The sequence below is a fragment of the Wenzhouxiangella sp. XN24 genome (assembly GCF_011064545.1).
Taxonomy (GTDB): Bacteria; Pseudomonadota; Gammaproteobacteria; order Steroidobacterales; family XN24; genus XN24.
Window position 1 is genome coordinate 117,389 of record NZ_JAAMFG010000035.1, and the last position, 25,573, is coordinate 142,961.

At 66.6% G+C, this 25,573-nt stretch carries 27 protein-coding genes; 10 read left to right on the plus strand and 17 right to left on the minus strand.

What is annotated here, in order from left to right; genetic code table 11:
* The first annotated feature begins 26 nt into the window (after positions 1 to 26).
* A complete protein-coding gene (locus G6032_RS11540; protein ID WP_206211949.1) occupies positions 27 to 1,334 on the plus strand; it encodes a dicarboxylate/amino acid:cation symporter in 1,308 nt (435 codons plus the stop codon).
* A gap of 87 nt (positions 1,335 to 1,421) precedes the next feature.
* Here G6032_RS11540 and G6032_RS11545 read toward each other — a convergent pair whose 3' ends face one another.
* The 4 genes from G6032_RS11545 to gloB all read right to left on the minus strand — a co-directional run bounded on the left by G6032_RS11545 (position 1,422) and on the right by gloB (position 5,702).
* Complete coding sequence (locus tag G6032_RS11545; protein WP_165282296.1) at positions 1,422 to 2,273, minus strand: FkbM family methyltransferase; 852 nt, start codon at positions 2,271 to 2,273, stop codon at positions 1,422 to 1,424.
* 71 nt (positions 2,274 to 2,344) lie between these two features.
* Entirely contained in the window at positions 2,345 to 3,133 is a 789-nt protein-coding gene (locus G6032_RS11550) for an enoyl-ACP reductase (RefSeq protein WP_165282297.1), read from the minus strand.
* Between the two features lie 9 nt (positions 3,134 to 3,142).
* Complete coding sequence (locus tag G6032_RS11555; protein ID WP_165282298.1) at positions 3,143 to 4,942, minus strand: LysM peptidoglycan-binding domain-containing protein; 1,800 nt, start codon at positions 4,940 to 4,942, stop codon at positions 3,143 to 3,145.
* Positions 4,929 to 5,702 (minus strand): hydroxyacylglutathione hydrolase, encoded by a 774-nt coding sequence (gene gloB / locus G6032_RS11560; RefSeq protein ID WP_165282299.1) that lies wholly within the window; start codon positions 5,700 to 5,702, stop codon positions 4,929 to 4,931. Before gloB ends, G6032_RS11555 begins: the two co-directional genes overlap by 14 nt.
* Before the next feature lie 161 nt (positions 5,703 to 5,863).
* Between gloB and G6032_RS11565 the strand changes: the two genes are divergently transcribed.
* Genes G6032_RS11565 through dnaQ form a run of 3 tightly spaced genes read left to right on the plus strand, consistent with a single transcriptional unit; the run spans position 5,864 to position 7,820 of the window.
* On the plus strand, positions 5,864 to 6,541 hold the full coding sequence (locus tag G6032_RS11565) for a methyltransferase domain-containing protein (protein ID WP_165282300.1): 678 nt from the start codon (positions 5,864 to 5,866) through the stop codon (positions 6,539 to 6,541).
* Positions 6,538 to 7,044 (plus strand): ribonuclease HI, encoded by a 507-nt coding sequence (gene rnhA / locus G6032_RS11570; RefSeq protein ID WP_240902246.1) that lies wholly within the window; start codon positions 6,538 to 6,540, stop codon positions 7,042 to 7,044. The genes G6032_RS11565 and rnhA overlap by 4 nt, the downstream gene beginning before the upstream one ends.
* 41 nt (positions 7,045 to 7,085) lie before the next feature.
* A complete protein-coding gene (gene dnaQ, locus G6032_RS11575; protein WP_165282301.1) occupies positions 7,086 to 7,820 on the plus strand; it encodes a DNA polymerase III subunit epsilon in 735 nt (244 codons plus the stop codon).
* Here dnaQ and G6032_RS11580 read toward each other — a convergent pair.
* From G6032_RS11580 to G6032_RS11625, 10 genes are all read right to left on the minus strand, one after another.
* Complete coding sequence (locus G6032_RS11580) at positions 7,817 to 9,829, minus strand: PQQ-dependent sugar dehydrogenase (protein ID WP_206211950.1); 2,013 nt, start codon at positions 9,827 to 9,829, stop codon at positions 7,817 to 7,819. The genes dnaQ and G6032_RS11580 overlap by 4 nt on opposite strands.
* Positions 9,830 to 10,456: 627 nt before the next feature.
* Positions 10,457 to 12,142 (minus strand): Na(+)/H(+) antiporter subunit D, encoded by a 1,686-nt coding sequence (locus tag G6032_RS11585; RefSeq protein ID WP_165282303.1) that lies wholly within the window; start codon positions 12,140 to 12,142, stop codon positions 10,457 to 10,459.
* Complete coding sequence (locus G6032_RS11590) at positions 12,135 to 12,407, minus strand: hypothetical protein (RefSeq protein ID WP_206211951.1); 273 nt, start codon at positions 12,405 to 12,407, stop codon at positions 12,135 to 12,137. Before G6032_RS11590 ends, G6032_RS11585 begins: the two co-directional genes overlap by 8 nt.
* Positions 12,404 to 13,876: a monovalent cation/H+ antiporter subunit D family protein gene (locus tag G6032_RS11595; protein WP_165282304.1), complete on the minus strand. Its 1,473-nt coding sequence runs from the start codon at positions 13,874 to 13,876 to the stop codon at positions 12,404 to 12,406. The genes G6032_RS11590 and G6032_RS11595 overlap by 4 nt, the downstream gene beginning before the upstream one ends.
* A complete protein-coding gene (locus G6032_RS11600; RefSeq protein ID WP_165282305.1) occupies positions 13,873 to 15,333 on the minus strand; it encodes a monovalent cation/H+ antiporter subunit D family protein in 1,461 nt (486 codons plus the stop codon). Before G6032_RS11600 ends, G6032_RS11595 begins: the two co-directional genes overlap by 4 nt.
* Positions 15,334 to 15,347: 14 nt before the next feature.
* Positions 15,348 to 15,701 (minus strand): cation:proton antiporter subunit C, encoded by a 354-nt coding sequence (locus tag G6032_RS11605; RefSeq protein ID WP_165282306.1) that lies wholly within the window; start codon positions 15,699 to 15,701, stop codon positions 15,348 to 15,350.
* On the minus strand, positions 15,698 to 16,702 hold the full coding sequence (locus G6032_RS11610) for a DUF4040 domain-containing protein (RefSeq protein WP_165282307.1): 1,005 nt from the start codon (positions 16,700 to 16,702) through the stop codon (positions 15,698 to 15,700). The genes G6032_RS11605 and G6032_RS11610 overlap by 4 nt, the downstream gene beginning before the upstream one ends.
* Entirely contained in the window at positions 16,702 to 17,037 is a 336-nt protein-coding gene (mnhG, locus tag G6032_RS11615) for a monovalent cation/H(+) antiporter subunit G (RefSeq protein WP_206211952.1), read from the minus strand. The genes G6032_RS11610 and mnhG overlap by 1 nt, the downstream gene beginning before the upstream one ends.
* Positions 17,037 to 17,312 (minus strand): monovalent cation/H+ antiporter complex subunit F, encoded by a 276-nt coding sequence (locus G6032_RS11620; RefSeq protein ID WP_165282309.1) that lies wholly within the window; start codon positions 17,310 to 17,312, stop codon positions 17,037 to 17,039. Before G6032_RS11620 ends, mnhG begins: the two co-directional genes overlap by 1 nt.
* Positions 17,309 to 17,830 carry a Na+/H+ antiporter subunit E gene (locus G6032_RS11625; protein WP_165282310.1) on the minus strand — a complete coding sequence of 174 codons (522 nt, stop codon included), beginning with the start codon at positions 17,828 to 17,830 and terminating at the stop codon, positions 17,309 to 17,311. The genes G6032_RS11620 and G6032_RS11625 overlap by 4 nt, the downstream gene beginning before the upstream one ends.
* A gap of 311 nt (positions 17,831 to 18,141) precedes the next feature.
* Here G6032_RS11625 and tviB point away from each other — a divergent pair, with 311 nt between their 5' ends.
* The 3 genes from tviB (at position 18,142) to pgi (ending at position 22,177) form a co-directional block, all read left to right on the plus strand.
* The gene (gene tviB, locus G6032_RS11630; RefSeq protein WP_165282407.1) at positions 18,142 to 19,419 is read left to right on the plus strand and encodes a Vi polysaccharide biosynthesis UDP-N-acetylglucosamine C-6 dehydrogenase TviB; all 1,278 of its coding nucleotides are present in this window, start codon (positions 18,142 to 18,144) and stop codon (positions 19,417 to 19,419) included.
* Positions 19,420 to 19,485: 66 nt separating this feature from the next.
* Positions 19,486 to 20,502, plus strand: coding sequence for an NAD-dependent epimerase (locus G6032_RS11635; protein WP_165282311.1), 1,017 nt, complete (start codon positions 19,486 to 19,488; stop codon positions 20,500 to 20,502).
* Positions 20,503 to 20,554: 52 nt separating this feature from the next.
* A complete protein-coding gene (gene pgi / locus G6032_RS11640) occupies positions 20,555 to 22,177 on the plus strand; it encodes a glucose-6-phosphate isomerase (protein WP_346763813.1) in 1,623 nt (540 codons plus the stop codon).
* A gap of 135 nt (positions 22,178 to 22,312) precedes the next feature.
* Here the strand turns inward: pgi and G6032_RS11645 are convergent, their stop codons facing one another.
* Entirely contained in the window at positions 22,313 to 22,705 is a 393-nt protein-coding gene (locus G6032_RS11645; RefSeq protein WP_165282313.1) for a histone-like nucleoid-structuring protein, MvaT/MvaU family, read from the minus strand.
* A gap of 299 nt (positions 22,706 to 23,004) precedes the next feature.
* Here G6032_RS11645 and G6032_RS11650 point away from each other — a divergent pair, with 299 nt between their 5' ends.
* From G6032_RS11650 to G6032_RS11660, 3 genes are all read left to right on the plus strand, one after another.
* On the plus strand, positions 23,005 to 24,294 hold the full coding sequence (locus tag G6032_RS11650) for an NAD(P)/FAD-dependent oxidoreductase (protein WP_165282314.1): 1,290 nt from the start codon (positions 23,005 to 23,007) through the stop codon (positions 24,292 to 24,294).
* A gap of 83 nt (positions 24,295 to 24,377) precedes the next feature.
* Positions 24,378 to 24,659 carry a BrnT family toxin gene (locus G6032_RS11655; protein WP_165282315.1) on the plus strand — a complete coding sequence of 94 codons (282 nt, stop codon included), beginning with the start codon at positions 24,378 to 24,380 and terminating at the stop codon, positions 24,657 to 24,659.
* Positions 24,652 to 24,963 carry an antitoxin gene (locus G6032_RS11660; RefSeq protein ID WP_165282316.1) on the plus strand — a complete coding sequence of 104 codons (312 nt, stop codon included), beginning with the start codon at positions 24,652 to 24,654 and terminating at the stop codon, positions 24,961 to 24,963. Before G6032_RS11655 ends, G6032_RS11660 begins: the two co-directional genes overlap by 8 nt.
* Positions 24,964 to 24,997: 34 nt before the next feature.
* Here G6032_RS11660 and G6032_RS11665 read toward each other — a convergent pair whose 3' ends face one another.
* Together G6032_RS11665 and G6032_RS11670 are read right to left on the minus strand one after the other, a co-directional pair.
* Positions 24,998 to 25,258 (minus strand): helix-turn-helix transcriptional regulator, encoded by a 261-nt coding sequence (locus G6032_RS11665; protein WP_165282317.1) that lies wholly within the window; start codon positions 25,256 to 25,258, stop codon positions 24,998 to 25,000.
* A 1-nt stretch (position 25,259) separates the two neighbouring features.
* Positions 25,260 to 25,541, minus strand: coding sequence for a type II toxin-antitoxin system mRNA interferase toxin, RelE/StbE family (locus tag G6032_RS11670; protein WP_165282318.1), 282 nt, complete (start codon positions 25,539 to 25,541; stop codon positions 25,260 to 25,262).
* Positions 25,542 to 25,573 lie beyond the last annotated feature (32 nt).

Genomic DNA, 25,573 nt, shown 5'->3' on the forward strand with positions numbered 1-25,573 from the left:
CGCGTCGATCCTGATAACATTCGGCGATGCGCAAGCTGCAGCTTCACTGGCAGATCCTCATCGCGATCCTCGTCGGGATCGCCGCAGGCTGGCTGAGCGGCACGGAGGCCGGGCTGTTCGGCGTCAGCTTCTTCAGCGTCTACGACTTCGTCGGCACGCTGTTCATCAACGCGCTCAAGATGCTGATCGTCCCGCTGATCGTCTCCTCGATCATCGTCGGCGTCGCCGGCATCGGGGGCGGCGGCAACCTCGGCCGGCTCGGCGGCAAGACGCTGGTGTTCTACGGCCTGACGTCGATGTTGGCGATCCTCGTCGGCCTCGTGCTCGTGAATCTCGTGCAACCGGGGATCGTGAACGGCGAGCCGGCGCGCGACCTGCTCGCGCTGGAGAGCAGCACGCGGGCCGTCGCCGAGAGCGTCGGCGCCGCGGCGGGCGCGGGCGGGGGCGGGCAGCTGGCGCAGATGTTCCTCAGCATGGTGCCGCCCAACATCATCGCCGCCGCCGCCAACGGCCAGATGCTGGGGCTGATCTTCTTCAGCATCGTGTTCGGTTATTTCATGACGCGCGTCGGCCACGAGCACGGCGACACGATGTACCGTTTCTGGGACGCCCTGTTCGCGATCATGATGAAGATCACGACCTGGGTGATGGCTTTCGCCCCCATCGGGGTGTTCGGCCTCGTCGCACGCACCGTGGCGCAGACCGGCTTCGACGCCGCGCGGCCCTTGGTCATATTCAGCCTGACGGTGCTGGGCGCGCTGGCGGTGCACGCGCTGCTGACGATCCCGCTGCTGGTGCGACTGGTCGCGCGGGCCAGCCCCGTGGCGCTGTACCGCGCCGCCGCCCCGGCGCTGCTGACCGCGTTTTCCACGGCCTCGTCGTCGGCGACGCTGCCGATCACGATGGACGCCATGGAACGGCGCGCGGGCGTGTCGAACCGCGTGTCGAGTTTCGTCCTCCCGCTGGGCGCCACCATCAACATGAACGGCACTGCGCTCTACGAGTGCGTGGCGGCGATGTTCATCGCCCAGGCCTACGGGCTGGAGCTGTCCTTCGGCATCCAGTTCGTGATCGTCGTCACCGCGCTGGTCACGTCGATCGGCGTCGCGGGCATTCCCTCGGCCTCGCTGGTGGCGATCGCCATCATCCTCGCGGCCGTCGGCCTGCCGGTCGAGGCGATCGGCGTGCTGTTCGTCTTCGACCGCATCCTCGACATGGCGCGCACCGCCATCAACATCCTCGGCGACTGCACCTGCGCCGTGATCGTCGCGACCCTGGAGGGCGAGGAAGGGGTGTTGAAAGGCGAGACGCCGGAGCAGCCGGCCCGGGCCTGAGAGGACGGTAACGAAGATCCCGCGCAGGCTGTCGCGCTGCGTCTCGCCTGCAGATGGACCGTGCGGAGCCTGGCGCCAGCCCGGCCGTCAGATCGCCAGCGCCGCCGGATCGACGGCGGGCTCGGCCGAGGCCGGTGCGGGCCGCGTCCAGTACACGTCATGGGTGGCGCCGCTGGCCAGCAGCGCGGCGCGATCCACCGGCGTCACGCCGCCGTCGCGCAACACCGCGGGCGAGAAGCCCAGTTCCACCAGCAGGTCGAGCATGCCCGCCGGATGCACATCGAGCTGTTCGAGGCGCGCGGGCGAAAACTCGGTGAGCAGCGCCTTGCAGCGCCCGAGAGTCTCCAGCGCCCCGCGCAGGGCGAAATACTCGAATCCCTCGACGCCGATCTTGATGAAGCCGACGGGCTGATGCTCGAGGCCGTGGCTGCGGCAGTAGTCGTCCAGGCTGACCATCTCGATCGGCAGCGGGGCGGTACCCCGGCCGCCGAACAGGGCGGCGCCGGTGCGGCGCCGCGCCCCGTAGCGATGCAGCACGGCGGTGCCCGAGCCTTCGCCTACGGCGGCGCCGACGACCGTCACGGCATCGGCGCGATTGCGGCTCGCGTTCTCCTGCAGCAGCCCCCGCGCCCAGGGATCCGGCTCGAAGGCATGGATGCTCGTGCCGCGGGGCGCGATGCGTGCGAGAAGGAGCGAGTACCAGCCGATGCTCGCGCCGATGTCGAACACCAGCTCGTCGGGCTCCAGTTGCAGGCGGGTCGCCAGGAGGTCGATGACCTCAGGCGCGTGCATCCGGTCGGCATAGAGATGCCGCCCGACCGGGTCGTCCGCCGGCACTCGCAGTTCGAGGTCGAATTCCGGGACCTGGGCCAGCAGCGTGCGCCGCCCGAGCATGAAGCGTTGGACGAGGAAGGCGGCCGAGCGAAGCGGGTTGGACATGGCTGGCGGCAGTTTGCGACGGGAGGCGTGGAGAATCCGGAGTGCGGGAGGGCAGACGCGCGGCCGGCCGCTCAGTCCTCGGGCAGCGACATCCCCACGTGACTGTAGCCGCCGTCCACGTAGAGGATCTCGCCCGTGATGCCCGCGGCGAGATCCGAACAGAGGAATGCGGCGGCGTTGCCCACGTCCTCGATCGTCACGTTCCGCTGCAGGGGGGCGATGCGCGCCACCTGGCCGAGCATCTTGCGGAAGCCACCGATTCCCGCGGCGGCGAGCGTCTTGATCGGGCCGGCCGAGATGCCGTTGACGCGCAGCCCTTCCGCGCCGAGGTCGGCGGCCAGGAAACGCACCGTCGCCTCGAGGCTGGCCTTGGCCGGGCCCATCACGTTGTAGTTTGGCACGGCGCGCACGGCGCCGAGGTAGCTGAGCGTGAGCAGCGATCCGCCGCGCCCCTGCATAAGCGGCAGGCCGGCCTGGGCGAGTGCCGCGAAGCTGTAGGCGCTGATGTCGTGGGCGATCTTGAAGCCCTCGCGGGTGACCGAATCGACGAAGCGACCGCTCAGCTGCTCGCGCGGCGCGAAGCCGACCGAGTGGACGATGCTGTCGAGCCCGTCCCAGTGACTGCCCAGCGCCTCGAAGGCGGAGGCGATCTGGGCGTCCTCGGCCACGTCCATCGGACAGGTGAAGCCGCCGCCGAGCTGTTCGGCCATGGCCTCGACACGCGGCTTGAGCTTGTCGCCTTGGTAGGTGAATGCGAGTTCGGCGCCCTCGCGGTGCATTGCCTGCGCGATGCCCCAGGCGATGGAGCGCTCGCTCGCGAGGCCGACGATCAGTACGCGCTTGCCGTCAAGAAATCCCATCGAAGCTCCTTAACCGCCGGATTGCGCGGTGACGTCAACGTGCAGGACCAGACGTTGGCCCGGCTGGAGATAACGGTCCCGGTCCAACTGGTTCCAGCGGCGGATATCCGCCACAGAAACGCTGAAATTGCTCGCGATTCGCGACAGCGAGTCGCCGCGCCGCACAGTGTAGTGCACGCGGCGGATGGTCGGCTGTGCCTGGGGTACGGCGCCCGCTGCCGCGCCCGTCGCAGCGCCCGCCGCAGCGCTCCTGCCGTCGCCGCGCGCCCAGACGACCAGTTCGCGTCCGACGGACAGCGTGTCGCCCGGCGCCATGCCGTTCCACGCCGCGAGTTCGCGCACGCCCACGCCGTGGCGGCGCGAGATCACCCAGAGCGATTCGCCGTTGCGCACCGTGTGCGTGAGGCGGGTGCGCCCGGGCCGATTGCGTTGCTGCGTGTCGGCGAGGCGGTTGTCGGCGCTCAGCGGATAGTCATTGATGCTGCGCGTGGAGGTCGGGATCATCAGGTGCGCGCCGAGGCGGATGTTCGTGCCGGATAGGCCGTTCACGGACTGCAGCACCGCCACGGTCGTCTTGTAACGTTGCGCGATGCCGCCGAGCGTGTCGCCGGGACGCACTTCATGGCGCTGCCAACGGACTCGCTCCGCGGCCGGCAAGGCGGCGAGTGCGGCGGCGAACGGCGCGGCGCGCTCCACCGGCAGATGCAGGCGATGCGGCCCCGCCGGATCGGTCGCCCAGCGGTTGAAGCCCGGGTTGAAAGCCTGCAGCGCCGCGAGCTCCAGCTCCGCGAGTTCCGCGGCCACGGCCAGGTCGATCTGGCCGTCGAGCTCGATGGTCGTGAAGACGGGTTCGGGCGGGATGAGGGGCAGCGACAGGCCGTGGGCATCGGGATCGGCAAGCACCGCGGCCAGGCCCAGGAGGCGCGGCACGTAGTTGCGGGTCTCCCGGGGCAGCGACAGGTCCCAGAAGGTCGCGGGGCGGCCGGCCCTCAGGTTCTTGTCGATGGCGCGGCCGACCCGGCCCTGCCCGCCGTTGTAGGCCGCCAGCGCCAGCAGCCAGTCGCCGTCGAAGCGCTCGTGCAGTGACTCGAGATAATTCAGCGCCGCCTGCGTGGAGTCCACGACGTCTCGCCGGCCGTCGTACCACCAGTTGCGGCGCAGGCCGATGTGCGTCCCCGTGGCGGGCACGATCTGCCAGAGCCCTGCGGCGCGCCCGTGCGAATAGGCGAAAGGATCGTAGGCGCTCTCGATGACCGGGAGAAACGCGAGTTCTCCCGGCAGGCCGCGCGCCTCGATCTCGGCCGCGACGTGCGCCAGGTAGGGCCGCGCGCGTTCGAGGACCCGCTCGAGGTACGCGGGGTTGCGGGCGAACCATTCGACCTGGGTGGCCACTTTCGGGTGGCTGACCGGGGGCAGGGCGAAGCCGTCGCGGAGGCGGGCCAGCAGGTCCGCGGGCGGGGGCTCGATTGCGGGGGCCGGGGGGAGTGCATCTTCGGTGGGCGCAACTTCGGTGGGCGCAACTCCGGAGGATGGGGTGATCGCGGGAGAGGGGTCTGCGACGGCCAGCTGGCGATCGGCGGCGACGGTCGATAACAGGGCCGCATCGCTGGTGGCGTTTGCGGCCTCGAGCGCGTCGTCCTGCATGGTGTCGCGCGGCACGGCACAGGCCGCGAGCGAGACCGCGAGGAGCATGCCGGCGAGGCGCTGACCCAGGCCGGCGAGCTGACGCAGGCCCGTGAGGCGCTGACCCAGGCCGGTGAGGCGCTGACCCAGGCCGGCGCGTCGCCCGTGCGCCTCAGGAGAAGCCATCTTTCCAGCGACGCACGGCGGCGAAGACTTCGACGCGCGAAGCGAGGTCGTGACCTGCCTGTTCGCGGGCGGCGCTGGCCACCGTCGGCTCGTCGCAGCGCAGGAAGGGATTGATGCGTTTCTCCACGGCGAGCGTGGAGGGCAGGCTGGGGGCGTGCTCGCGGCGCATCGCGGCAACCTGCTCTTCGTGGGCCGCGATGTCGGTGTTGTCGGGCTCGACGGCGCGGGCGAAACGCAGGTTGGCGCCGGTGTATTCATGACCGCAGTAGACATGCGTCTCGTCCGGCAATGCGGCGAGCGCATCGAGGGAGGACAGCATCTGCGCGGGGGTGCCTTCGAAGACGCGGCCGCAGCCGGCGCTGAACAGGGTGTCGCCGCAGAACAGCGCGCCGTGCCCGTGGAAGGCGACGTGGCCCGCGGTGTGACCGGGGATATCGATGACGTCGAAGGCGAGGCCGAGTTCGGGCAGCTCGACGCGGTCTCCGCCGGACACCACCGAGGTCATGCCGGGCACCGGTTCGTCGGCGGGGCCCCAGGCGGGGATATCGAACGCGGCCCGCAGCGCGGGGATGCCGCCCGAGTGATCGGGGTGGTGATGAGTCAGCAGGATCGCCACCGGCGTGAGGTCGCGCTCGGCGAGTGCGGCGATGACCGGCTCTGCATCGCCCGGATCGACGATGGCGACGCGGCTCGGGTCCTCGCCGTGGATGAGCCAGATGTAGTTGTCGCGAAATGCTTCGACAGCGGTAACTTTAAGCATGCGGGGATTCTACGGGCGGAAGTGGCCGGCAGCCAACCCGGTGCGGCGTGGCCCGCGGCCGACGTGGCGCGGCCGATGGGCGACGTGGCGCGGCGCGGCCCTGTTGCCGGGGCGGTGCAGCCGTTATCCTTGCGGCCATGCCGGTATACCCCACTGAGCTGTTGGATTGGCTGGAGACCCCGACGGGCCAGCGCCTGCGGGCCGCCGAGCAGGCGGTGGTGGCCGAGCCGCTGCGCCGCGTGTTCGGGTCGCAGCTGCTGCAGGTGGGCGCGTGGGGCGCGCCGGATGCTTTCATCGGTCTCGCGGGGACCGTGCGCAGGGCGGTGTGTTCCGACATCGCCGCGCCGGGCGTGAGTTTCATCGCCGAGGACTGGCAGTTGCCGGTGGCGAGCCACTCGGTGGATGCCGTGCTGTTGCCCCATACCCATGAGCGCTCCAGCGAGCCGCACCAGTTGCTGCGCGAATGCGAGCGGGTGCTGACCGGCGGCGGGCGGTTGATCGTCATGGGCTTCAATCCCTGGAGTGTGCTGGGCGTGCGTCGCCTTTTGACGCGGGGCGCCTGGCCGCCGCAGGTGCACCAGCTGTATTCCGAGCGGCGCCTGCGCGACTGGCTGTCGCTGCTGAATTTCGACGTCACGTCGGTGTCGCGGTATTTCCCGGCGTTTTCGGAAGCCGACGGGCGGGGGCACCACGCGCGCGGGTTGCCGGGGTATTACGGCGGCTACCTGCTGGTGGCGGTGAAGCGGGTGCACGCCGTCACGCCGTTGCGACGGCTGTGGCGCCGGCCGGAGCGGGTGCCGACCGGGCTTGCGGAGCCGACGCGGCGGAATCCGCTATGAGCGGGGCGGGCGAGGCGGCGGAGGCGGTGGGCGAGTCGGCCGGGGCGATGAGTGCGGTGGAGGCCTGGACCGACGGCGCGTGCCGGGGCAATCCCGGTCCGGGTGGCTGGGGTGCGTTGCTGCGTGCGGGCGGCCGGGAGCGCGAGCTGAAGGGCGGCGAGTTGCTGACGACGAACAATCGCATGGAGCTGATGGCGGCGATCATGGCGCTGGAGGCCTTGAAGCGGCCGTGCAGCGTCGATATCTACACGGATTCGCAATACGTGCGTGGCGGGATCACGCAGTGGATGGCTGCGTGGAAGCGCAATGGCTGGCGCACGTCGGGGCGCCAGGCGGTGAAGAACCAGGACCTGTGGATGGCGCTGGAGGCGGCCGCGGCGCGGCACGAGATTCGCTGGCACTGGGTGAAGGGGCACAGCGGGCATCCGGAGAACGACCGCGCCGATGCGCTGGCGAACGAGGCCATTGATGAACTCATGGAGCGGGCGGCGCCGGGCGCCTGAATCGAGCGGGAGCGGACGGCAATCGAGCGGGAGCGGACGGCATGAGACAGATTGTTCTTGATACGGAAACGACCGGGCTGGAGCCGGCCGAGGGGCACCGGGTGATCGAGATCGGCTGCGTGGAAATCGTCAACCGGCGGCCGACGGACCGGACTTTTCATTACTACCTGAACCCGGAGCGCGAGATCGACCGCGAGGCGGAGAACGTGCATGGCCTGTCCAGCGCGTTTCTCGCGGACAAGCCGAAGTTCAGTGACATTGCGGGCGAGTTTCTCGCGTTCATCGAGGGCGCGGAGCTCGTGATTCACAATGCGGCGTTCGACGTGGGGTTTCTCGACGCGGAGTTCGCCCGGCTCACGCCGCCGGGGCCGGCGGTGGCGGGTGTGTGCGGGGTGCTGGATACCTTGATGCTGGCGCGCCAGTTGCATCCGGGGCAGCGCAACAGCTTGGATGCGCTGTGCAAGCGCTTCCAGATCGACAACTCCAACCGCGAATTGCACGGTGCTCTGCTCGATGCGCAGCTGTTGGCGAACGTCTACCTGCTGATGACGGGCGGGCAGGCGGAGCTTGTGTTGGCCGCGGAGGAGACGACTTCGTCCGGTGCCGAGAGGCGCAAGCCGAAGCAGGTGCGGCGCAAAGGGCTGAAGCTGGTGGTCCAACGCGCCAGCGAGGACGAGCTGGCAGCCCACGAGGCGGCGCTGGACCGGCTGGACAATGCGGTCGGTGGTCCGTGCATGTGGCGCCAGGCGATGCCTGAGGCCCTGGCCAAGTCCTAGTCGCAGCCCGCCAGCCCGGCGATCCACGCGCTGATGAGCGCCAGCCCGTCTTCGTCCACTGCCAGGCTGCCGATCGGTGGCATCGCGTGCGTGTCGCGCAACCCCATGCGCAGCCAGATAAGCGAGCGGCCCGGGTCCCCCGGGCTCAGCAGCCGGGCGTTCTCGATACCCAGGTTGCTGCCCGTAATGCCAGGGACATCGCATGTCGCGGTCTCGCCGAGGGTTACGTCATAGCGCAAGTCCATGGCCGAGGGCGTCGGCCCGCCCGGCCGGTGACAACCCGCGCAATTGGTGTGCAGGTAGGCACGCGCCCGTTCAGCCAGCGCAGCGCTGCCGAAGGGATCCGGCAGGGCCGATAGCTCGGCGGGTTCGGCAGTCAACGGCGGATCGAGCAGTTCGATCGCGTTCAGGGTGAGTAGCTGGTTGGCGCTGCGACCGGTCTGGGGATAGAGCAAGTCGCCGTTGAGCTGCGCGATCTCCAGGCCCAAGGAGCGACCGGCTGCCGCCGTGTGGCATTGCAGGCATTCGACTTCACTCGGGAACAGCCAAGGGCGCCCGGAGATATCGACGAGTGCCCCGCCGACGACCCGTGTCGCATCGGTCTGTGCTTCGTTCCAGGCGTAGGTGTAGCCCGCCCATACGCCGTCGGGATGGCGCATGAAAAGTCGCGTCTCGATCAGCCGGCCCTGGCGCCGGAAGCTCTTCATCAGCACGGCGCCCGGCGGGAAGTCGAAATCACCCTCCGGCGTGAGCGCGACGCGCGTTGCCTCGGGGAGCGCGAGCCAGCGGTCCTTCTCCGCGCCGTCCGACCAGAAGGGCGCGTTCGGCGCATAGGGAATCAATCCGGCGGCAGCTTGGGTGGGCTCGGCGGGCGCCACGCAGCCGGTGTCCGAGAGCCGATCGGGTATCGTGTTCGTGGCGCCGCCGCCCGCTGCCTGCAGCGCGTAGATACCGCCGCCGTAATCGACGATGAAAAGCGTACCGTCCTCCGCCTCGCCGAAGGACGCGATGTTGCGGCCGGTCTCCGCCAGTAGGGTCTTGCCATACTGTCCGGATTCATCCGCCTCGAGCACCCACAGGCGCCCGGAGACGAAGTCACCGAACAGGTAGCGTCCCTGGAACTCGGGCAGCGCCGGCCCGCGATAGACGTAGCCACCGGTCACGGAGCTTCCCTCGCTGTGGGGATAGTCCAGCACAGGATCTATCAGCCCCGCGGAAGGGCAGCCGGTCGCAGGGTTGTAGCAGACGAAACCTTCGCGAAAACGCCAACCGTAGCTGCCGCCGCGCTCGATGATGTCGATCTCCTCGCGCGCGTTCTGGCCGACGTCCCCGGCCCATAGGCGGCCCGTGGCGCGATCGAAGCTGAAGCGCCAGGGATTACGCAGGCCCCAGGCGAAAATCTCCGGGCAGTCCGTTGTGCCCTGGCCGGTGGCGCAGCGCGGATTTCCGGCGAAGGGGTTGTCGGGCGGAATCGTGTAGTCACCGCCGCCGGAGACGTCAATGCGCAATAGGGTGCCGAGCAGGTTAGTCGTGGTCTGGGCATTGTTCAGCGGATCGCCGCCGGAGCCGCCGTCGCCGATGGCGATGTACAGCAAGCCGTCGGGGCCGAAGCTGATGCCGCCGCCGTTGTGGTTGTTGAAGGGTTGGTCGATGGTGAGCAGCACTTGCTCTGATGCGGGGTCCAGAGAAAGTCCGCTATCCGTGCTCTGGAATCGTGAGATCACCGACTGCATTCCGCCCGCGGGGGGCGTGCGTGTATACGAAACGTAAGCGGTGCGGCTGCTGGCGTAATCCTGTGCGAAGGCAAGGCCCAGCAGGCCGCCTTCGGACGCAGTGTTGACGACTCCGGAAAGATCCAGGAACAGGCGGGCGCTCGATGCGTCCGGCTGGTTCTCGAAGCTATATGCACGCCCCGTCTTCTCCAGGACGTACCACCGTGACGCGTCGCCTGGAGCCTGCAGCATGAACAGGGGTTGCTGGAAGCTGAGGGCGGGGAAAGCGCGCTGCACCGAAAGCGCCAGCGTGCTGACCGGGCGGGGCGGCGCGATGCAGGTGGTATTCGCCGGCCGCGCGTCCAGACCGGGTGGTGGTGCCGGATCCGGGTCGTTGTCGTCACCGCCACCATCATCAGGCGGCGGAGGCGGTGGAGGAGGCGGCGGAGGTGGAGGTGGTGGGTTGCCGATGTCGCCCGATGGGGGTTCGCTCGATGATCCGCCGCACCCTGCCAACGGCATCGCCAACGCCAGTAGCAGGGTGATGGCTATACCGCCCTTAACTGATGCGGTTGTACTTTTGAAACTACCCATACCTACCCCTAAATCGGCTACATGGAGCCCTGAGGCCGTCGATCACCAACAAGAATTGTGCTTCGTCGCTGGCCGAGTCAAGGAAAGGTTTCCAACCGGATCGGGTCGGACCGGCTTAAAGCATTGAAAAATATTGGTTTGGGTGTGAGAAGTCGGCTGATTCGGGCCTTAGGTGACACAGAATCCCGAGATTGCTGTCACGTAAAGCTTAGACAGCTGCGCTTACGCGACACGAAATAAGGGCGATCGTGTAACGTAAGGCGCTCGGGATGCTAGGAAACCGCAGTCTAGTTTATTAAAAACAATAACTTAACCCGGTCCGACCCGCCGTCAGGCGTAGCGGGCAATCATGAAGCCGGCGAGCAGGACGGCAACCCAGAGCAGCATACTGCCGGTCGGCCAGGCGCGGGCCAGCACGCCCTCGGCACCGTGGTGGCGCATCAGCTCCCGGTTGATGCGCTGGAGCAGGCCGGTAGAGAGCGCAGCCAGGCCGACGCGCAGGCGGTTCAGCCCGCGCTCGACCAGACGGAACAGCTCCACCCAGGCCACCCGCCAGAACCAGTCGAGATCGAGGCTCACGGTCAAGGTGCGCTTCATCATCGGCAGCATCACGAAGAACGCCAGTCCCGCGAACAGCAGCAACTGTAACTGCGTCACCACGTGGTCCGGCGTGTACGGCACGTACTCCACCGGGTACGGCAGCAGCCCGTACAGCAGTTGCGGGAACACGCCCAGCCCGATGCAGATCACCGACATCAGCACCATCGCCGCCTGCATGTTCCACGGCGGATCCTTCGGCCGCAGCCCTGAATCCTTCTGGAAGAACACGAACCACGGGAACTTGATGCCCGCGTGCAGGAACACCCCGGCCGACGCCGCGACCAGCATGAACCACACGAACGCCATGTGCATGTCAGCCGCCGCCGACACCGTCATCGACTTGCTGATGAAGCCCGAGGTGAGCGGGAACGACGAGATCGCCAGCGCGCCGATGGTGCCGCAGATCGTGGTCAACGGCATGCTCCGGTACAACCCGCCGAGTTCGGAACACTTGTTCTTCCCGGTCTGGTAGATCACCGCGCCCGCGCTCATGAACAGCAGCGCCTTGTAGAAGATGTGCGCAAACGCATGCGCCGCTGCGCCGTTGAGCGCCAGCTCCGTGCCGATGCCCACCGCCACCACCATGAACCCGACCTGGTTGATGATCGAGTACGACAGGATGCGCCGGATGTCGTTCTCCAGCAGCGCGTAAATGATGCCGTAGAACACCATCCACAAGCCGATCCAGATCAGCAGCGGCTGCCCCGGGAACAGCAGCATCATGGCCAGCACGGCCGTCTTGGTGGTGAACGCCGAAAGAAACACCGAGCCCGTCGGCGAGGACTGCGGATAGGCATCCGAAAGCCAGGCGCTGACCGGCGGCGCCGCGGCATTCACCAGGATGCCGATGAACACCAGCCACGTATCGAAGTTGTCGAGCGCCAGCGGACGGATCTCCACGGAGCCCGTGTGCACCATGATGCCCTCGATGCCCACCTTGAGGATGATGCCCCCGAGCAGGTGCATGATGATGTAGCGGATCCCGGCGCGCTTCGAACCGAAGGTCCCCCCGGCCCACACCACGATGACCGAAAACAGCGCCATCAGCTCCCAGAACAGGAACATGACGATCAGGTCGCCCGCGAAGCTCACCCCGATGGCGCCGGCGGCATAGGCCATGGCCGCCGCGAGTTCGTACCACTTCGCCTGGCGGAAGGCGAACAGGATGCCGCCGAAAGCCATCATCGCGAACACGGTGGCGAACAGCCGCCGCTCCGGCCCGCCCTCGACTACCTGGACCTCGTAGCCGAGGAACGTGGCGGTCAGCTGGATGCCGTCGGGAACCTGCCAGATGGCATACAACGTGACCAGCGGCGCCGCCAGCGCGATGACCGGCCGCAATCCCCGCCGCGAGACCGCGACGAGGAACGCCCCGATGAGCATCACGAAGGCCGGCGGCAGGACGAACTCAAACATTGCGGTCCTCGTAATAGGACTCGGGCCGCTTGACGAGATAACCCAGCAGTTTCGCCACCACGACCATCACGACGCAGGCGAGAAACCCGAACCACGCGTTGAAGCCGAAGGTGCCGTCCACCCCGAAGTAGCCGTGCGGCTCGATGAACCACTGCGCCGCCACGGTCAGGGCGAGCACCACGCCGAAGATCCGCCACAGCCAGCGGATCGTCGCCGGGCGCACCAGCCAGTGCTGCGCCTGGTCTTTGTCCTGGGGTTCGTTCATCCGGGCCCCTTGAGAATGCCGTACTCGAGATCCACCACCGGCCCGTTGAAGACGAAGAACAACAGCGTCAACGAGGCCGTGGTGACGAGCGCCACGACCATCGGCCACGGCGCTTCACGATGGTCCTTCTTCGGCGGCACGTCCTCCGTGTCGAAGAAGGCGCGGAAAATGATCGGCAGGAAATACCCCGCGTTCAAGGCCGTGGCGATGATCAGCACGGCGAGCACGAAGTAATTGTCGTTCTGGAAGGCCCCCGCGATCATGTACCACTTGGAGACGAAGCCCGCGGTCGGCGGCACGCCCACCATCGACAAGCCCCCGATGGCGAAGGCCGTCATGGTCCAGGGCATGCGCCGGCCGATGCCGGACAGTTGCGGGATGTCGGTCTTCTTCGACGCCACGTAGATCGCCCCGGCGGCGAAGAACAGCGTGATCTTGCCGAAGGCGTGCGCCACGATGTGCACCGCCGCGCCGATCTCCGACAACGGCGCGAGCACCAGGGCCGCCAGCACGATGTAGGACAACTGGCTGATCGTCGAATACGCCAGCATGCGCTTGAGGTTGGTCTGGCGCAGCGCGACCACCGACGCCACGATGATGGTGAAGCCGACCAGGTACACCAGGATGCGCTCTTCCGGCACCTCCACGAGGAAGTCGAGCCCGAAGATGTAGATGATGATCTTGGTGATGGCGAACACGCCGGCCTTCACCACCGCCACGGCATGTAGCAGCGCGGACACCGGCGTGGGCGCCACCATCGCCGCCGGCAGCCAGCGGTGCATCGGCATCACCGCCGCCTTGCCGATGCCGAGCACGAACATCAGCAGCATCAGCGTCGCCAGCCCGCCGCTCATGTGACCCTCGAGGATCCCGCCGGGGGTGAAATCGGTCGTGCCCGCCACCGACCAGGTCCAGATGATCGCCGGCAGGAACAGCCCGATGGAGGTCGCGATCAGAATGCCGAGGTAGGTGCGCGCGCCTTTTTTCGCCGCCTCGTCACCCTTGTGCGCGACCAGCGGGTAGGTGGACAGCGTCAGCACCTCGTAGAACACGAACAGCGTCAGCAGGTTCGCCGAGAACGCCACGCCCATGGCCGCCGACAGCGCGATGGCGAAGCAGGCATAGAAGCGCGTCTGGTGCTGCTCGTTGTTGCCGCGCATGTAGCCGATCGAGTAGACCGAGGTGACGATCCACAGGAAGCTCGCGATCAGCGCGAACAGGATCGACAGCGGCTCGGTGTGGAACGCGATGCTCAGCCCGGGCAGCATCTCGATGAGGGTGATCTCGATGATCTCCTCGCGCGTCAGGCTCCACAGGATGCGCAGCACCACCGCGAACAGCGCGATGGCGGTCGTGAGGGTGATGGCCTCGCGCAGGTTCGGCCAGCGCCCCGCCAGCACGATCAGCACCGCGCCGACCAGGGGGACGAGGATCGCGATCTCGAGGGCCGTGGAGGCGCTGAGGATCATGGCGCCACCCCGGTGAGCAGCGCCGCCGCCTGTTCGGCGAGGCCGACCGTGAGCCGCGTGTCGATGCCGAACCAGAAGTTCGCCAGCACCAGCACCCAGGTCGGCAGCAGCAGCGACAGCGGCGCCTCGCAACGCGTCATGTTATCGGCCTGCTGGAAATAGGCGACCTCGACGACCCGCCAGATGTAGATCACCGCCAGCAGCGAGCCGATGATGATCACCGCGACGATCGGCCACCAGCCGAGCTCGATGGCGGCCAGCACCAGGTGCCACTTGCTGATGAAGCCGACCGTCAGCGGCACCCCGATCAGGCTGAGCCCGCCGGCGACGAACGCCGCCATGGTGAACGGCATGCGCCGCCCCAGGCCGCGGAACACATCGATGCGCGACGTGCCGAGCCGATAGGCGATGCAACCCAGCGCCATGAACAAGGCACCCTTCATCATCGCGTGGTTGAACACGTGCAACAGCGCCGCGGTCAGCCCGGCGCTGGTGGCCATGCCGATGCCCAGCACCATGTAGCCGATCTGCGCCACGGAGGAATAGGCCAGCATGCGCTTGATCTTGTCCTGGCCGATGGCCACCACCGAGGTGCTCAAGAGGCCGACCACCGCCAGCGGCACCAGCAGGTACAGCGTCGGCATCTCGCCGAAGGAAAACTCGGGCCCGAACACCGTGTAGACGAAGCGCACCAAGACGTAGATCGCCACCTTGGTGGCGGTAGCGGCGATCAGCACCGTCACGGCGCTGGGCGCGTAGGTGTAGGCGTTCGGCAGCCACAGGTGCAGCGGGAACAGCGCCAGCTTCAGGCAGATACCCACCACGATGAAGGCGTAGGCCGTGTGCACGGTGCGCGTCTGTGCGACGTCCGGGATGCGCGCGGCGAGGTCCGCCATGTTCAGCGTGCCGGTCATGGCATACAGCAGGCCGACGCCGATGAGAAAGAAGGTCGCGCCGACCGTGCCCATGATCAGGTAGGAGAACGACGCGGTCAGCGCGCGGCGGTCGCGGCCGAGCGCGATCAGCGTGTAGGTCGCCAGCGACGAGATCTCGAGGAACACGAACACGTTGAACGCGTCGCCGGTGACGGCGATGCCCATCTGTCCGGAGAGAAACAGCAGCATCGCGGCATACAGCCAGGGCGTCTTCTCGACCGGGATTTCGTGGCCGAGGCTGCGGCCCGCGAAAGGCATCACCACCGCGGCCAGCCCCGCGATCAGCAGCGCCAGCAGCGCGTTCGCCGCGTCGAGCCGGTACTCGATGCCGATGGGCGGCATCCAGGCGCCCATCCAGTAGCTCAGCACGCCGAGTTCCAGCACGTCCGCCGCCAGCGCGGCGGCCGCGAACAACATGAACCAGCTGACCGCCGTCGCCCACAGCCAGGGCAGCCGGCCGGCCGGCAGCAATGCCGCCACGGCCGCGCCCAGCAGGGGCGCGACCACGATCAGCGGGAGCATGTTGGAGGCGGCGTTCAGGGCAGGTCGTCCTGTGCCTGGACTTCGTCCTCCTCGACCGTGCCGTAGGCCTCGCGGATGCGGACCACCAGCGCGAGGCCCAGCGCCGTGGTGGCCACGCCGACCACGATGGCCGTGAGGATCAGCACGTGAGGCAGGGGATTCGAGTAGTTCTCCTGGCCCGCCTCGAGAATCGGCACGGTGCCGCCGTCCAGCACGCCGATGCTGATGAACAGGATGAACACCGAGACCTGGAAGATGTTCAGCCCCGCGATCTTCTTCACCAGGTTGGTGCGCGAGATCATCGTGTAAAAGCCGATCATCGAGAGCACGATGGCGAGGTGGTAGTTGTAATGCTCGAAGAAGCTCATGCGCCGGCCTCTTCGTCGCCGGTGCGCCGCCCGCGCCCCCGCTCCGCGAAGCTGAAATAGAACACCAGCATCGAGGACGCGACGGTCACGCCGACCCCGATCTCCACGAGGATGATGCCGATCTGCTGGGCGAACTTCGGGTCCTCGGCGAGCTGGTTGTAATCCAGGTAGTTGCCGCCCAGCAGCATGGTCGCGAGGCCCACCCCGCCGAAGATGAGTGCACCGATCGCCGGGAGGCGGTTCAGCCACGCCGGCGGGATCACCTTGCGCGCGGCCTCCAGGTCGAACACCAGCGCATAGAGAATGATCGCCGCCGCGAAGATCACGCCCGCCTGGAACCCCCCGCCCGGGCTGTACTCGCCGTGGAACTGCACGTACAGGCCGAACAGCAGGATCACGGGGACCACCATCTTGGCGATGATCTTGAGCACGTCGTGCTGCTCCATCGCCACCGACCCCGCCGTGACCCCGGGCGGGCGGCGCCGCAGGCCGATCAGCGACGTCACGCCCACCACCGCGGCGAACACCACGAGGACCTCGCCGAGCGTATCGAAGCCGCGATAGCTGGCGAGCACGGCGGCGACGATGTTCGGGATGCCGATCTCGTCCGGGGATTCCTGCAGGTAGTGCGGCGCCACGTGGTTGTGCGCGGGGGCGTCCGGGTCGCCGAAGGCCGGCAGGTCCGCCGTGCCGTAGATCAGCACCGCGCCCGTGACCCACACCACCGCGAGGGGCAACAGCACGCTGCGCTTCGGTCGATGCACCTCGCGCCGCGCCGTCTGGGCGAGGGTCGTGAGGATCAGGATCGTCGAGATGCCGGCGCCGACCGCGGCCTCGGTGAAAGCCACGTCGGGGGCGTCCATCGTGGTGAACAGGCCGGCGGTGATCAGGCTGAACAGGCCGAACATCATGGCCATGGCGAACAGGTCGCGCAGCCGCAGGATCGAGATCGCGCAGACCGCGAGCAAGGCCAGCAGCACGATATCGACGAGCACATCCATCAGCCCTGGCGCTCCTTGCCGGTATTCCCGTCGTAATGCTTGCCCGGCTCGAGGCCGCTGTGCAGCGCCGCCTTGGCGAGCGCATGCGAGGCCGTCGGGCTGGTGAGGAACAGGAACACGATGAGGAACAGGAGCTTGACGGTGACCAGCGTGAAGCCCGACTGCAGCATGAATCCGGCGATGATGCAGGGCGCGCACATCGAGTCGGTCACGCTCGCCGCATGGATGCGGCTGAAGAAATCCGGCAGGCGCAGCAGGCCGATCCCCCCGATGATGCCGAAGGCGCCGCCGACGAGGATCAGCACCCAGCTGAGCAGGTCGATCGCGACGGCCATCACTCGCCCTCCGGGCGCGTCGCCGCGTCGCCGTCGTACTCGAAGAAGCGCAGCACCGCGATCACGCCGATGAAGTTGATCAGCGCGTAGGCGAGGGCGATGTCGAGAATGTCCGGCCGGCCGCTGAGAAAAGCCAGCGCCGCGATCAGCAGCACGGTCTTCGTGCCGAACACGTTCACGGCGAGGATCCGGTCGTAGACCGTCTTGCCGAGCAGGGCCCGCGTCACCGCGAGCGCCATGGTGATGAGGATCGAGAGAATCGCGGCGACGATCATGACGCCCCCGCTTCGCCGGGCCGGGGCACAGGCAGGCGCCGCTCCGCACGGCTCACCCGCCGGTCCATCTCGCCCTCCAGCAGCGCCTCGACGGTGTCGCGCGACAGCGCATGCACGCGCAGGCGCTGTCCTTCCACGTCCAGCGTCACGGTGCCGGGGGTCAGGGTGATCGAATTGGCATACACGACCCGCCCCACGGTGGTCGTCTGGCTCGCATCGAGCTCGAACACCGTCGGGCTGATCGGCATCGAGGGCGACAGCACGCGGCGCGCCACGTCGAAGCTCGACTTGACGATCTCGATGCTCAGCCACGGCCAGTAGGGGACATAGCGGATGCCCGCCCAGATGGGGTTGGTGTACGCATCGAGGATGTTCATGCGCCACGTGAGCAGCAGCGTCAGCAGCACCGAGGCGGTGCCGAGACCCAGCAGGATGGGCTTGTACAGGCCGGACAACAGCAGCCAGATGGCCGCCAGCAGCAGGCCCATCAGCAGGAAATTCACGAGTGGCTTGTACACCGGCTGTCCTGTTTCCTTGGGCCCGGGGGATCGGATCTCGGCCAGAAAAAACCCGGGCAGGGCGCCTTGCGCGACCCGCGACGGGATTTTCGGGCAGCGGCAATAATAGACGGCCGGGCGAGCCGCGCCAACAACGGGCCGGCTGGTAATGGCTAATGTGACGGTGTTCGAGTCATTCCGGGGCGCCGGCTCACATATAATGTCGCGTTGACGCTTTGTCGTGGCCGCGCCCGTGGCGGGCCGGGGCGAACCGCAGGGCATCCAGCTCGTTTTGCGCGAGCGCCACCGGAACCGAGGAGAAGACATTGAAGCTGCCCACCATGGACGAGGTGAAGATCGGCATCATCGGCCTGGGATACGTCGGCCTGCCGCTGGCCGTCGCGTTCGGCCGCCGTTTCGCGACGGTCGGTTTCGATCTCAAGGCCGAACGGATCGCCGAGCTCGAGTCCGGCCGCGATTCGACCCTCGAGACCTCGCCCGAGGAGCTCGCCTCGGCCGTCCACCTCGGCTTCACCGCCGAACCCGACGGGCTGGCCGGTTGCAACGTCTATATCGTCACGGTCCCGACGCCGATCGATTCGGCCAAGATCCCCGACCTCTCGCCGCTGAGGAGCGCCAGCCGCACGCTGGGCCAGCTCGTGAAGCCGGGCGACACCGTGATTTTCGAATCCACGGTGTACCCCGGCGCCACCGAGGAGGTGTGCATCCCGATCATCGAGAAACTGACCGGCCTCGAGTACAACAAGGATTTCTTCGCCGGCTACAGCCCGGAGCGCATCAACCCGGGCGACAAGGAGCACCGCGTCGAGAACATCCTCAAGGTGACCTCCGGCTCGACGCCCGAGGTGGCGGATTTCGTCGATGCGCTGTATGGCAGCGTGATCACGGCCGGCACCTACAAGGCCTCGTCGATCCGCGTCGCGGAAGCGGCCAAGGTCATCGAGAACACCCAGCGCGACGTCAACATCGCGTTGATCAACGAGCTGGCGATGATTTTCAACCGGCTCGGCATCGACACCCTCGAGGTGCTCGAGGCCGCCGGGACCAAGTGGAATTTCCTGCCCTTCCGGCCCGGCCTGGTCGGCGGACACTGCATCGGCGTGGACCCCTATTACCTGACGCACAAGAGCCAGGAGATCGGCTACCACCCCGCCATGATCCTCGCGGGGCGCCGGCTCAACGACAACATGGCGATTTACGTGGCCAACCGGATCATTCGCCTGATGATCAAGGCGGGCCAGACGGTCAGGGGCAGCCGCATCCTGGTGCTCGGGCTGACCTTCAAGGAAAACTGCCCGGATATCCGCAACACCAAGGTCGTGGACATGGTCCGCGAGCTCGAGGACGTCGGCGCCCGGGTGGATATCTGTGATCCGTGGGTGGATGCGGACGAGGCCCGCCACGAGTACGGCATCGAGCTGGCGGCCGAACCGCAGCACGGGGCGTACGACGCCGTGGTGCTGGCGGTGGCCCACGACCAGTTCCGGGCCCTGGGGGCCGCCGGGGTGCGCGGCTATGGCCGGGCCGACGCCGTGGTCTACGATATCAAGCATGTCTTGCCGGCCGATGCGGTGGACGGGCGACTCTAGGGACTGGGACTGCGCGCGCCAAGAGCTGCTCCGAAGCAGCCGCGCCTGACAAGAAGGAAGAAAACAATGAAAGTGCTAGTCACCGGCGCGGCCGGGTTCATCGGTTCCCACGTGGCGAAGAAGCTGCTGGCCCGGGGCGACGAGGTCGTGGGGCTCGACAATCTCAACGAGTACTACGATCCCACCCTCAAGCGCGCCCGGCTCAGCCGGCTGCAGAACGAACCGGAATGGCGCTTCCGCAAGCTCGACCTGGTCGATCGCAGCGGCATGATGGAGCTGTTCAAGACCGAGCGCTTCGACCGGGTCGTGCACCTCGCGGCCCAGGCGGGGGTGCGCTACTCCATGGAAAACCCGATGGCCTACGTCGAGAGCAACCTGGTCGGCCAGACCAACCTGCTCGAGGGCTGCCGCCACGGCGGGGTGCAGCACCTGGTCTATGCCTCGACCAGCTCCGTGTACGGCGCCAACACGAAGATGCCGTTCTCGGTGCACCAGAACGTCGATCACCCGCTGTCGTTCTACGCCGCGACGAAGAAAGCCAACGAGCTGATGGCGCACACCTACTCGGCGCTCTACCAGCTGCCGACCACGGGCCTGCGCTTTTTCACCGTGTACGGGCCCTGGGGAAGGCCCGACATGGCGCTGTTCAAGTTCACCAAGGCGATCCTCGAGGGCCAGCCGATCGACGTGTTCAACTACGGCAACCACCGGCGCGATTTCACCTACATCGACGACATCGTCGAGGGCGTGGTCCGCTGCCTGGACAAGGTCGCGACGCCGAATCCCGACTGGGACGCCGACGCGCCCGACCCCGGCACCAGCTTCGCGCCGTATCGGCTTTACAATATCGGCAACCAGGGCCCCATCGAGTTGATGCGCTACATCGAGGTGCTCGAGGAGCGCCTCGGCAAGACCGCGGAAAAGCGCATGCTGCCGATGCAGCCCGGCGACGTGCCCGATACCTGGGCCGACGTGGAGGCGCTGGTGAATGATGTCGGCTATCGCCCCGCGACCCCGGTCGAGGAGGGCATCGCGCAGTTCGTGGACTGGTACGTGTCTTATTATCGTAACGGGCAGGGATGATGATGCAGGGCTGTCGATCCTTTACAGGACATCGCGCATGGGGAGCAGGGACGTGAGCTGGCCCAAGGGCCTGAAGTCCTGGCGGGCGCTCAGGACGCACTACCGCGAGGATCTCGCGAAGCGTCACCTGCGCAGCATGTTCCGGCGCGACCCCGAGCGCTACACGCGGTTCTCCGCCGAGTTCGAGGGGATCCTGGTCGATTACTCGCGCAACCAGGTGACGCGCAAGACGATGCGCCTGCTCAAGCGCCTCGCCCGCGAGACGGGCGTCGAGGCGATGCGCGAGCGGATGTTCGCCGGCGAGCACATCAACAACACCGAAGACCGCGCCGTGCTCCATCCCGCTCTAAGAGCCGATCGAGACGACCCTTATTTCGACGGCGATTTCGACGCGACGGCCGCCGTCCACGAGGTGCTCGACCGCATGGACGCTTTCGTGCGCGCGGTGCACTCCGGCCAGTACGCGGGCCACGCCACCGGGCGCAAGTTCACCGACGTGGTGAACATCGGCATCGGCGGCTCCGACCTGGGCATCGCCATGGCCGTGGACGCGCTGGCCGGATATGCGGTGCCGGGCATGAAAGTCCACTGCGTCTCGAACATCGACGGCGTCGGGCTCGCCGACGTGCTCGAACAGGTCGAGCCGGGCACCACCCTGTTCGTCATCTGTTCCAAGACCTTCACCACCCTCGAGACGCTCACCAACGCCCATGCCGCGCGCGAGTGGTTCACCGAGCGGATGGGGGCCGAAGCCGTGGCGACACACTTCGTCGGCGTGTCCACCAACCACGACGCCATGGACGCTTTCGGCATCTCGCCGACCAACCGCTTCGGCTTCTGGGACTTCGTCGGGGGGCGCTACTCGCTGTGGTCCGCCGTGGGGCTGTCGATCGCGCTGGCCGTGGGCATGGACAACTTCCGCGCGCTGCTGGCCGGCGGACGGATCATGGACCGCCATTTCCGCGATGCGCCGCTCGACGACAACCTGCCCGTGCTGCTCGGCCTGCTCGGGGTCTGGAACACCGCCTTCCTCGGCTACGAGAGCCTCGCGGTGCTGCCCTATGACAGCCGCCTCGCGCGCTTCCCCGCCTACCTGCAGCAGCTGCACATGGAATCCAACGGCAAGCGCGTCCGGCGCGACGGCAGCCGCGTGAGCGTCGGGACCGAGCCGGTGCTGTGGGGCGAGCCGGGCTCCAACGCACAGCACAGCTTCTACCAGTTGCTCCACCAGGGCACGCGCAAGGCCTCCGTGGATTTCCTCGCCCCGGTCCAGGCCTCCGGTCCCTCGCAGGTCCAGCACGATCTCGCCCTCGCCAACCTCCTCGCGCAGGCCCGCGCGCTGTCCGAGGGGCTCGACGAGGACACGCTCAAGGCGGAACTGGGCGACGACCACCCGCTGGTGCCCCACAAGGTGCACCCGGGCAACCGGCCCAGCACCACGATCCTGTTCCAGAAGCTCGACCCCGCGACGCTCGGCAAGCTGATTGCGCTTTACGAGCACAAGGTGTTCGTCGAGAGCGTGATCTGGGGCATCAATGCCTTCGACCAGTGGGGCGTCGAGCTCGGCAAGAAGCTGGCCGGCGAACTCGCCGGGGCCGTGAGCGATCCCGACGGTTTCCAGGGCGGAGATGCGTCAACGCGCGGGTTGCTGGACGCGATCGCGCGCTGGCGTTGAGCGGGGTTTGCGGGCCGCGCTCTCGGCGGGAAGCCGGGTAATAAAGAATAAAACGGGCGATCCCGCCTTTCGCGGGATCAGCCCGTACTTACCGGATCAGCCCGTAATTACCCGTAATTAAAGTAATTCCGGTAATTACTCGCCGGCGACCCAGCTTTCGACGACCTCGGAACCGTGTTCCGCCTTCCAGGCCTTGAGCACGCGGTGGTTGCCGCCGCGCGTCTCGACTTTCTCGCCGGTGTGCGGGTTCAGGTAGACCTTCAGCTTGCGGCGCCGGCGCTTGCGCACGGGGGCTTTGGCCGCCTTGGCGCCGGCGCGCTTGCGCCCGCGGGCCGGGGCCGGGCGCAGGTCGAACAACACGGCGAGATGTGAGACCGGGCGACCATGTTTTTTCAACAGCGCCTCGATCTCGTCGCGCAACTTGATATCGCTCTTGAGTTCCTTGTCGTTCTCCAACGCCTTCAACTCCTCCGTGAGCTTGGCGAGCAACGCTTCCTTGTTGCGCAATTCCTTTAATTTTGCAGACATGTTTAATAGGCCTTGTTATGTCGATCAAATATAAGAAGCAGGCCGTTAAACCATAACTCCCGAATTAATAAGTTGCAATAATAAATTAATAATACATTCGCCGGATATTCAGCGCGGACGAAAAATATCGTGCCGGAATAATTGGAAAACCCATCAAGTTGCGCCTGGATCGAAGCGGCGGGTCGCGCCGGGTGCGGGTCGCAATCTCCCGCGCGGAACCGATTGATAATCGCTCGCGTCGGTTATGCTGCAATGCGATAAACTCGGAGGGAGCCCAGCGAACCGGGACCATCGTGAACATGCACAGGATCGTCATTGTCGGGGGCGGCGCGGGCGGCATCGGCACGGCCACCCGCCTCGGGCGCAAGCTCGGGCGCAAGGGAAGTGCGCACGTCACCCTCGTGGACCGGGTCGAGAGCCACGTGTGGAAACCGCTGTTGCACGAGGTCGCGACCGGCGCGCTCGACACGGGCATCGATGCGGTCAGCTACCGCGGCCATGCGGCGGCCAACGGCTACCATTTCCAGCAGGGCCGGCTCGCGGGGCTCGACCGGGCCAACCGCCGCGTCGTGCTGGCGCCGATCTATGACGGGGCCACGGAGTTGTTGCCGGCGCGCGACCTCGAGTACGACTACCTCGTGATCGCCATCGGCAGCGTGGCAAATGACTTTGGCATCCCGGGCGTGAAGCGCCATTGCCTGTTCCTCGACGACACCGAGCAGGCGATGGGGATCCGCAAGATCCTGCTCAATCGCTTCCTGCGCTACGCCAGCCACGAGCAACGCCAGGAACGCATCAAGGTGGCGATCGTCGGCGCGGGGGCCACGGGCACCGAGATGGCGGCGGAGATGCACCATGCGGTGGACCAGTTGCGTGGCTACGGCTACAAGATCGACACATCGCTGCTCGACGTCACGCTGATCGAGGCGGATGAACGGATCCTGCCCAAGGTCGGCCGCGACAAGATCTCGGACTCCGTGGCGCGGGAACTCGAACGGATCGGTGTGCAGGTGCTGACCAACACGCGCGTCGTCGAAGTCACCGACCGCAATATTACGTTCCAGGGCGGCTATGTCGTGGCGGCGGACATCGTCATCTGGTCGGCCGGGATCCGCGGGCCCGACGTGCTGAGGGAGCTGGGCGGTCTCGAGACCAACCGCATCAACCAGCTGGTGGTGCGGCCCACGGCCCAGACCACGCGGGACGACCGGGTGTTCGCCATCGGCGACTGCTGTGCCTGTCCGCAGGATGACGGCAGCTGGGTCCCGCCGCGCGGCCAGGCTGCCCGCCAGCTGGGGCACGTGGCGGCCGACAACATCATGTCCATGATGCGGGGCGAGGCGCCGGACAACGTTTATGTTTACAAGGACCTGGGGTCGCTGGTGAACCTGTCCAGGTTCCATACCGTGGGGAACCTGTTTTCGTTCCTCGGCGGCGGGGTGATGGTCGAGGGGCGCATTGCGCGGTTCACTTATTTGAGCCTTTACCGGCGGCATCTCATCGAGTTGTATGGGCCGGTGCGGGGGGTGTTGATGATCCTGTTGAAGAGTTTGCACCGGGTGATCCGGCCGCATTTGAAGTTGCATTGATAGAGGCGGTGGCATCGCCTGTACCGGGTTGCCAATGTCGCCGGAAAGGCATACATTAGGCATCCATACGATGAGGCTGGCTCATGAAATTGGTTGCATGGGACCCGGACAAGAATCTCAGGCTGAAGCTGGAACGCGGAGTCTCTTTCGAGGAGGTTCTTTTTCACCTCGAGGCGGGCGATGTGTTGGATGTGGTGGATCACCCGAATCCGGAACGCTACCCGGGTCAGAAGATCTACGTCGTCCTGGTCGACGGGTACGTGTACCTTGTGCCGTTCGTGGAGTCCGAGGGTGAAATCTTCCTGAAAACCATCATCCCGAGCCGTAAAGCCACGCGATTATTCCGAGGTGTGCACGATGAATGAATTGAGCCGCGAAGAACAAGACATCCTGGAGGCATTCGAGGCCGGTAAGCTCAAGTCTACGCGCGGAGCGAAGGAGTTGATCGCCCGGCATCAGGGATATGCGCGCGCCGCCTTGAAAAAAGATGCGCGTATCAATATCCGGATTTCCTCCCAGGACCTGCGCTCCCTGCAGAAGCGCGCATTGGAAGAGGGCATGCCGTACCAGACCCTGATCGCGAGTGTGCTGCACAAGTACGTGGAAGGCCGTCTTCGGGACACAACGGCTGCGCCTGAGAATCAGACCCAGGGGACCGGTCGACGATAGCGCGAGCTTGGTTTTACGCTAGCTGTGTCGGCTCCTAGGCCGCCGATTCGCGATCGACGTCCCAGCCCGGAAACACCAACACCGCCGGATGGCAATGAAGTGCCCGCGCCAGGGTCTTCGCCCGCTCGACGCCGAGATTGATCCGGTCGCGCTCGATGGCCGAGATGGTCGATTGCGGAATCCCTGTGATTGCTGCCAGCTCGTTCTGGCTGAGCTCCTGGAGTTCGCGCATGATGCGGACGGACTCACCGATCGAGACTGAAATGCGCTGTCGGGCCCTCCGATAATCACTCATCTTATTTCCTCCGGTAGTCATGTGCATTTATGTCCACGACTTCTACGATCACTTGGTCCCGCACAATCCTGTAGATGATTCTATATTGCTCGTTAAGGCGCGAAGAGCGATGCCCATTCCAGATCCCTGACAGGGATTCGTCTCGGAATCCCCTGATCGCCCGAAGCCCGAATGGCCCCGACATGCGAACCACGTCTTTCCATTTTTCATATCGTTTCAGGATTCTTGGAGGGAGCTTATCCAGCTGGCGTGCCGCGCGACGATGCTCAAGTATTTCCCACATTCCGAGAGCATAGATATACTAAATATAGTATG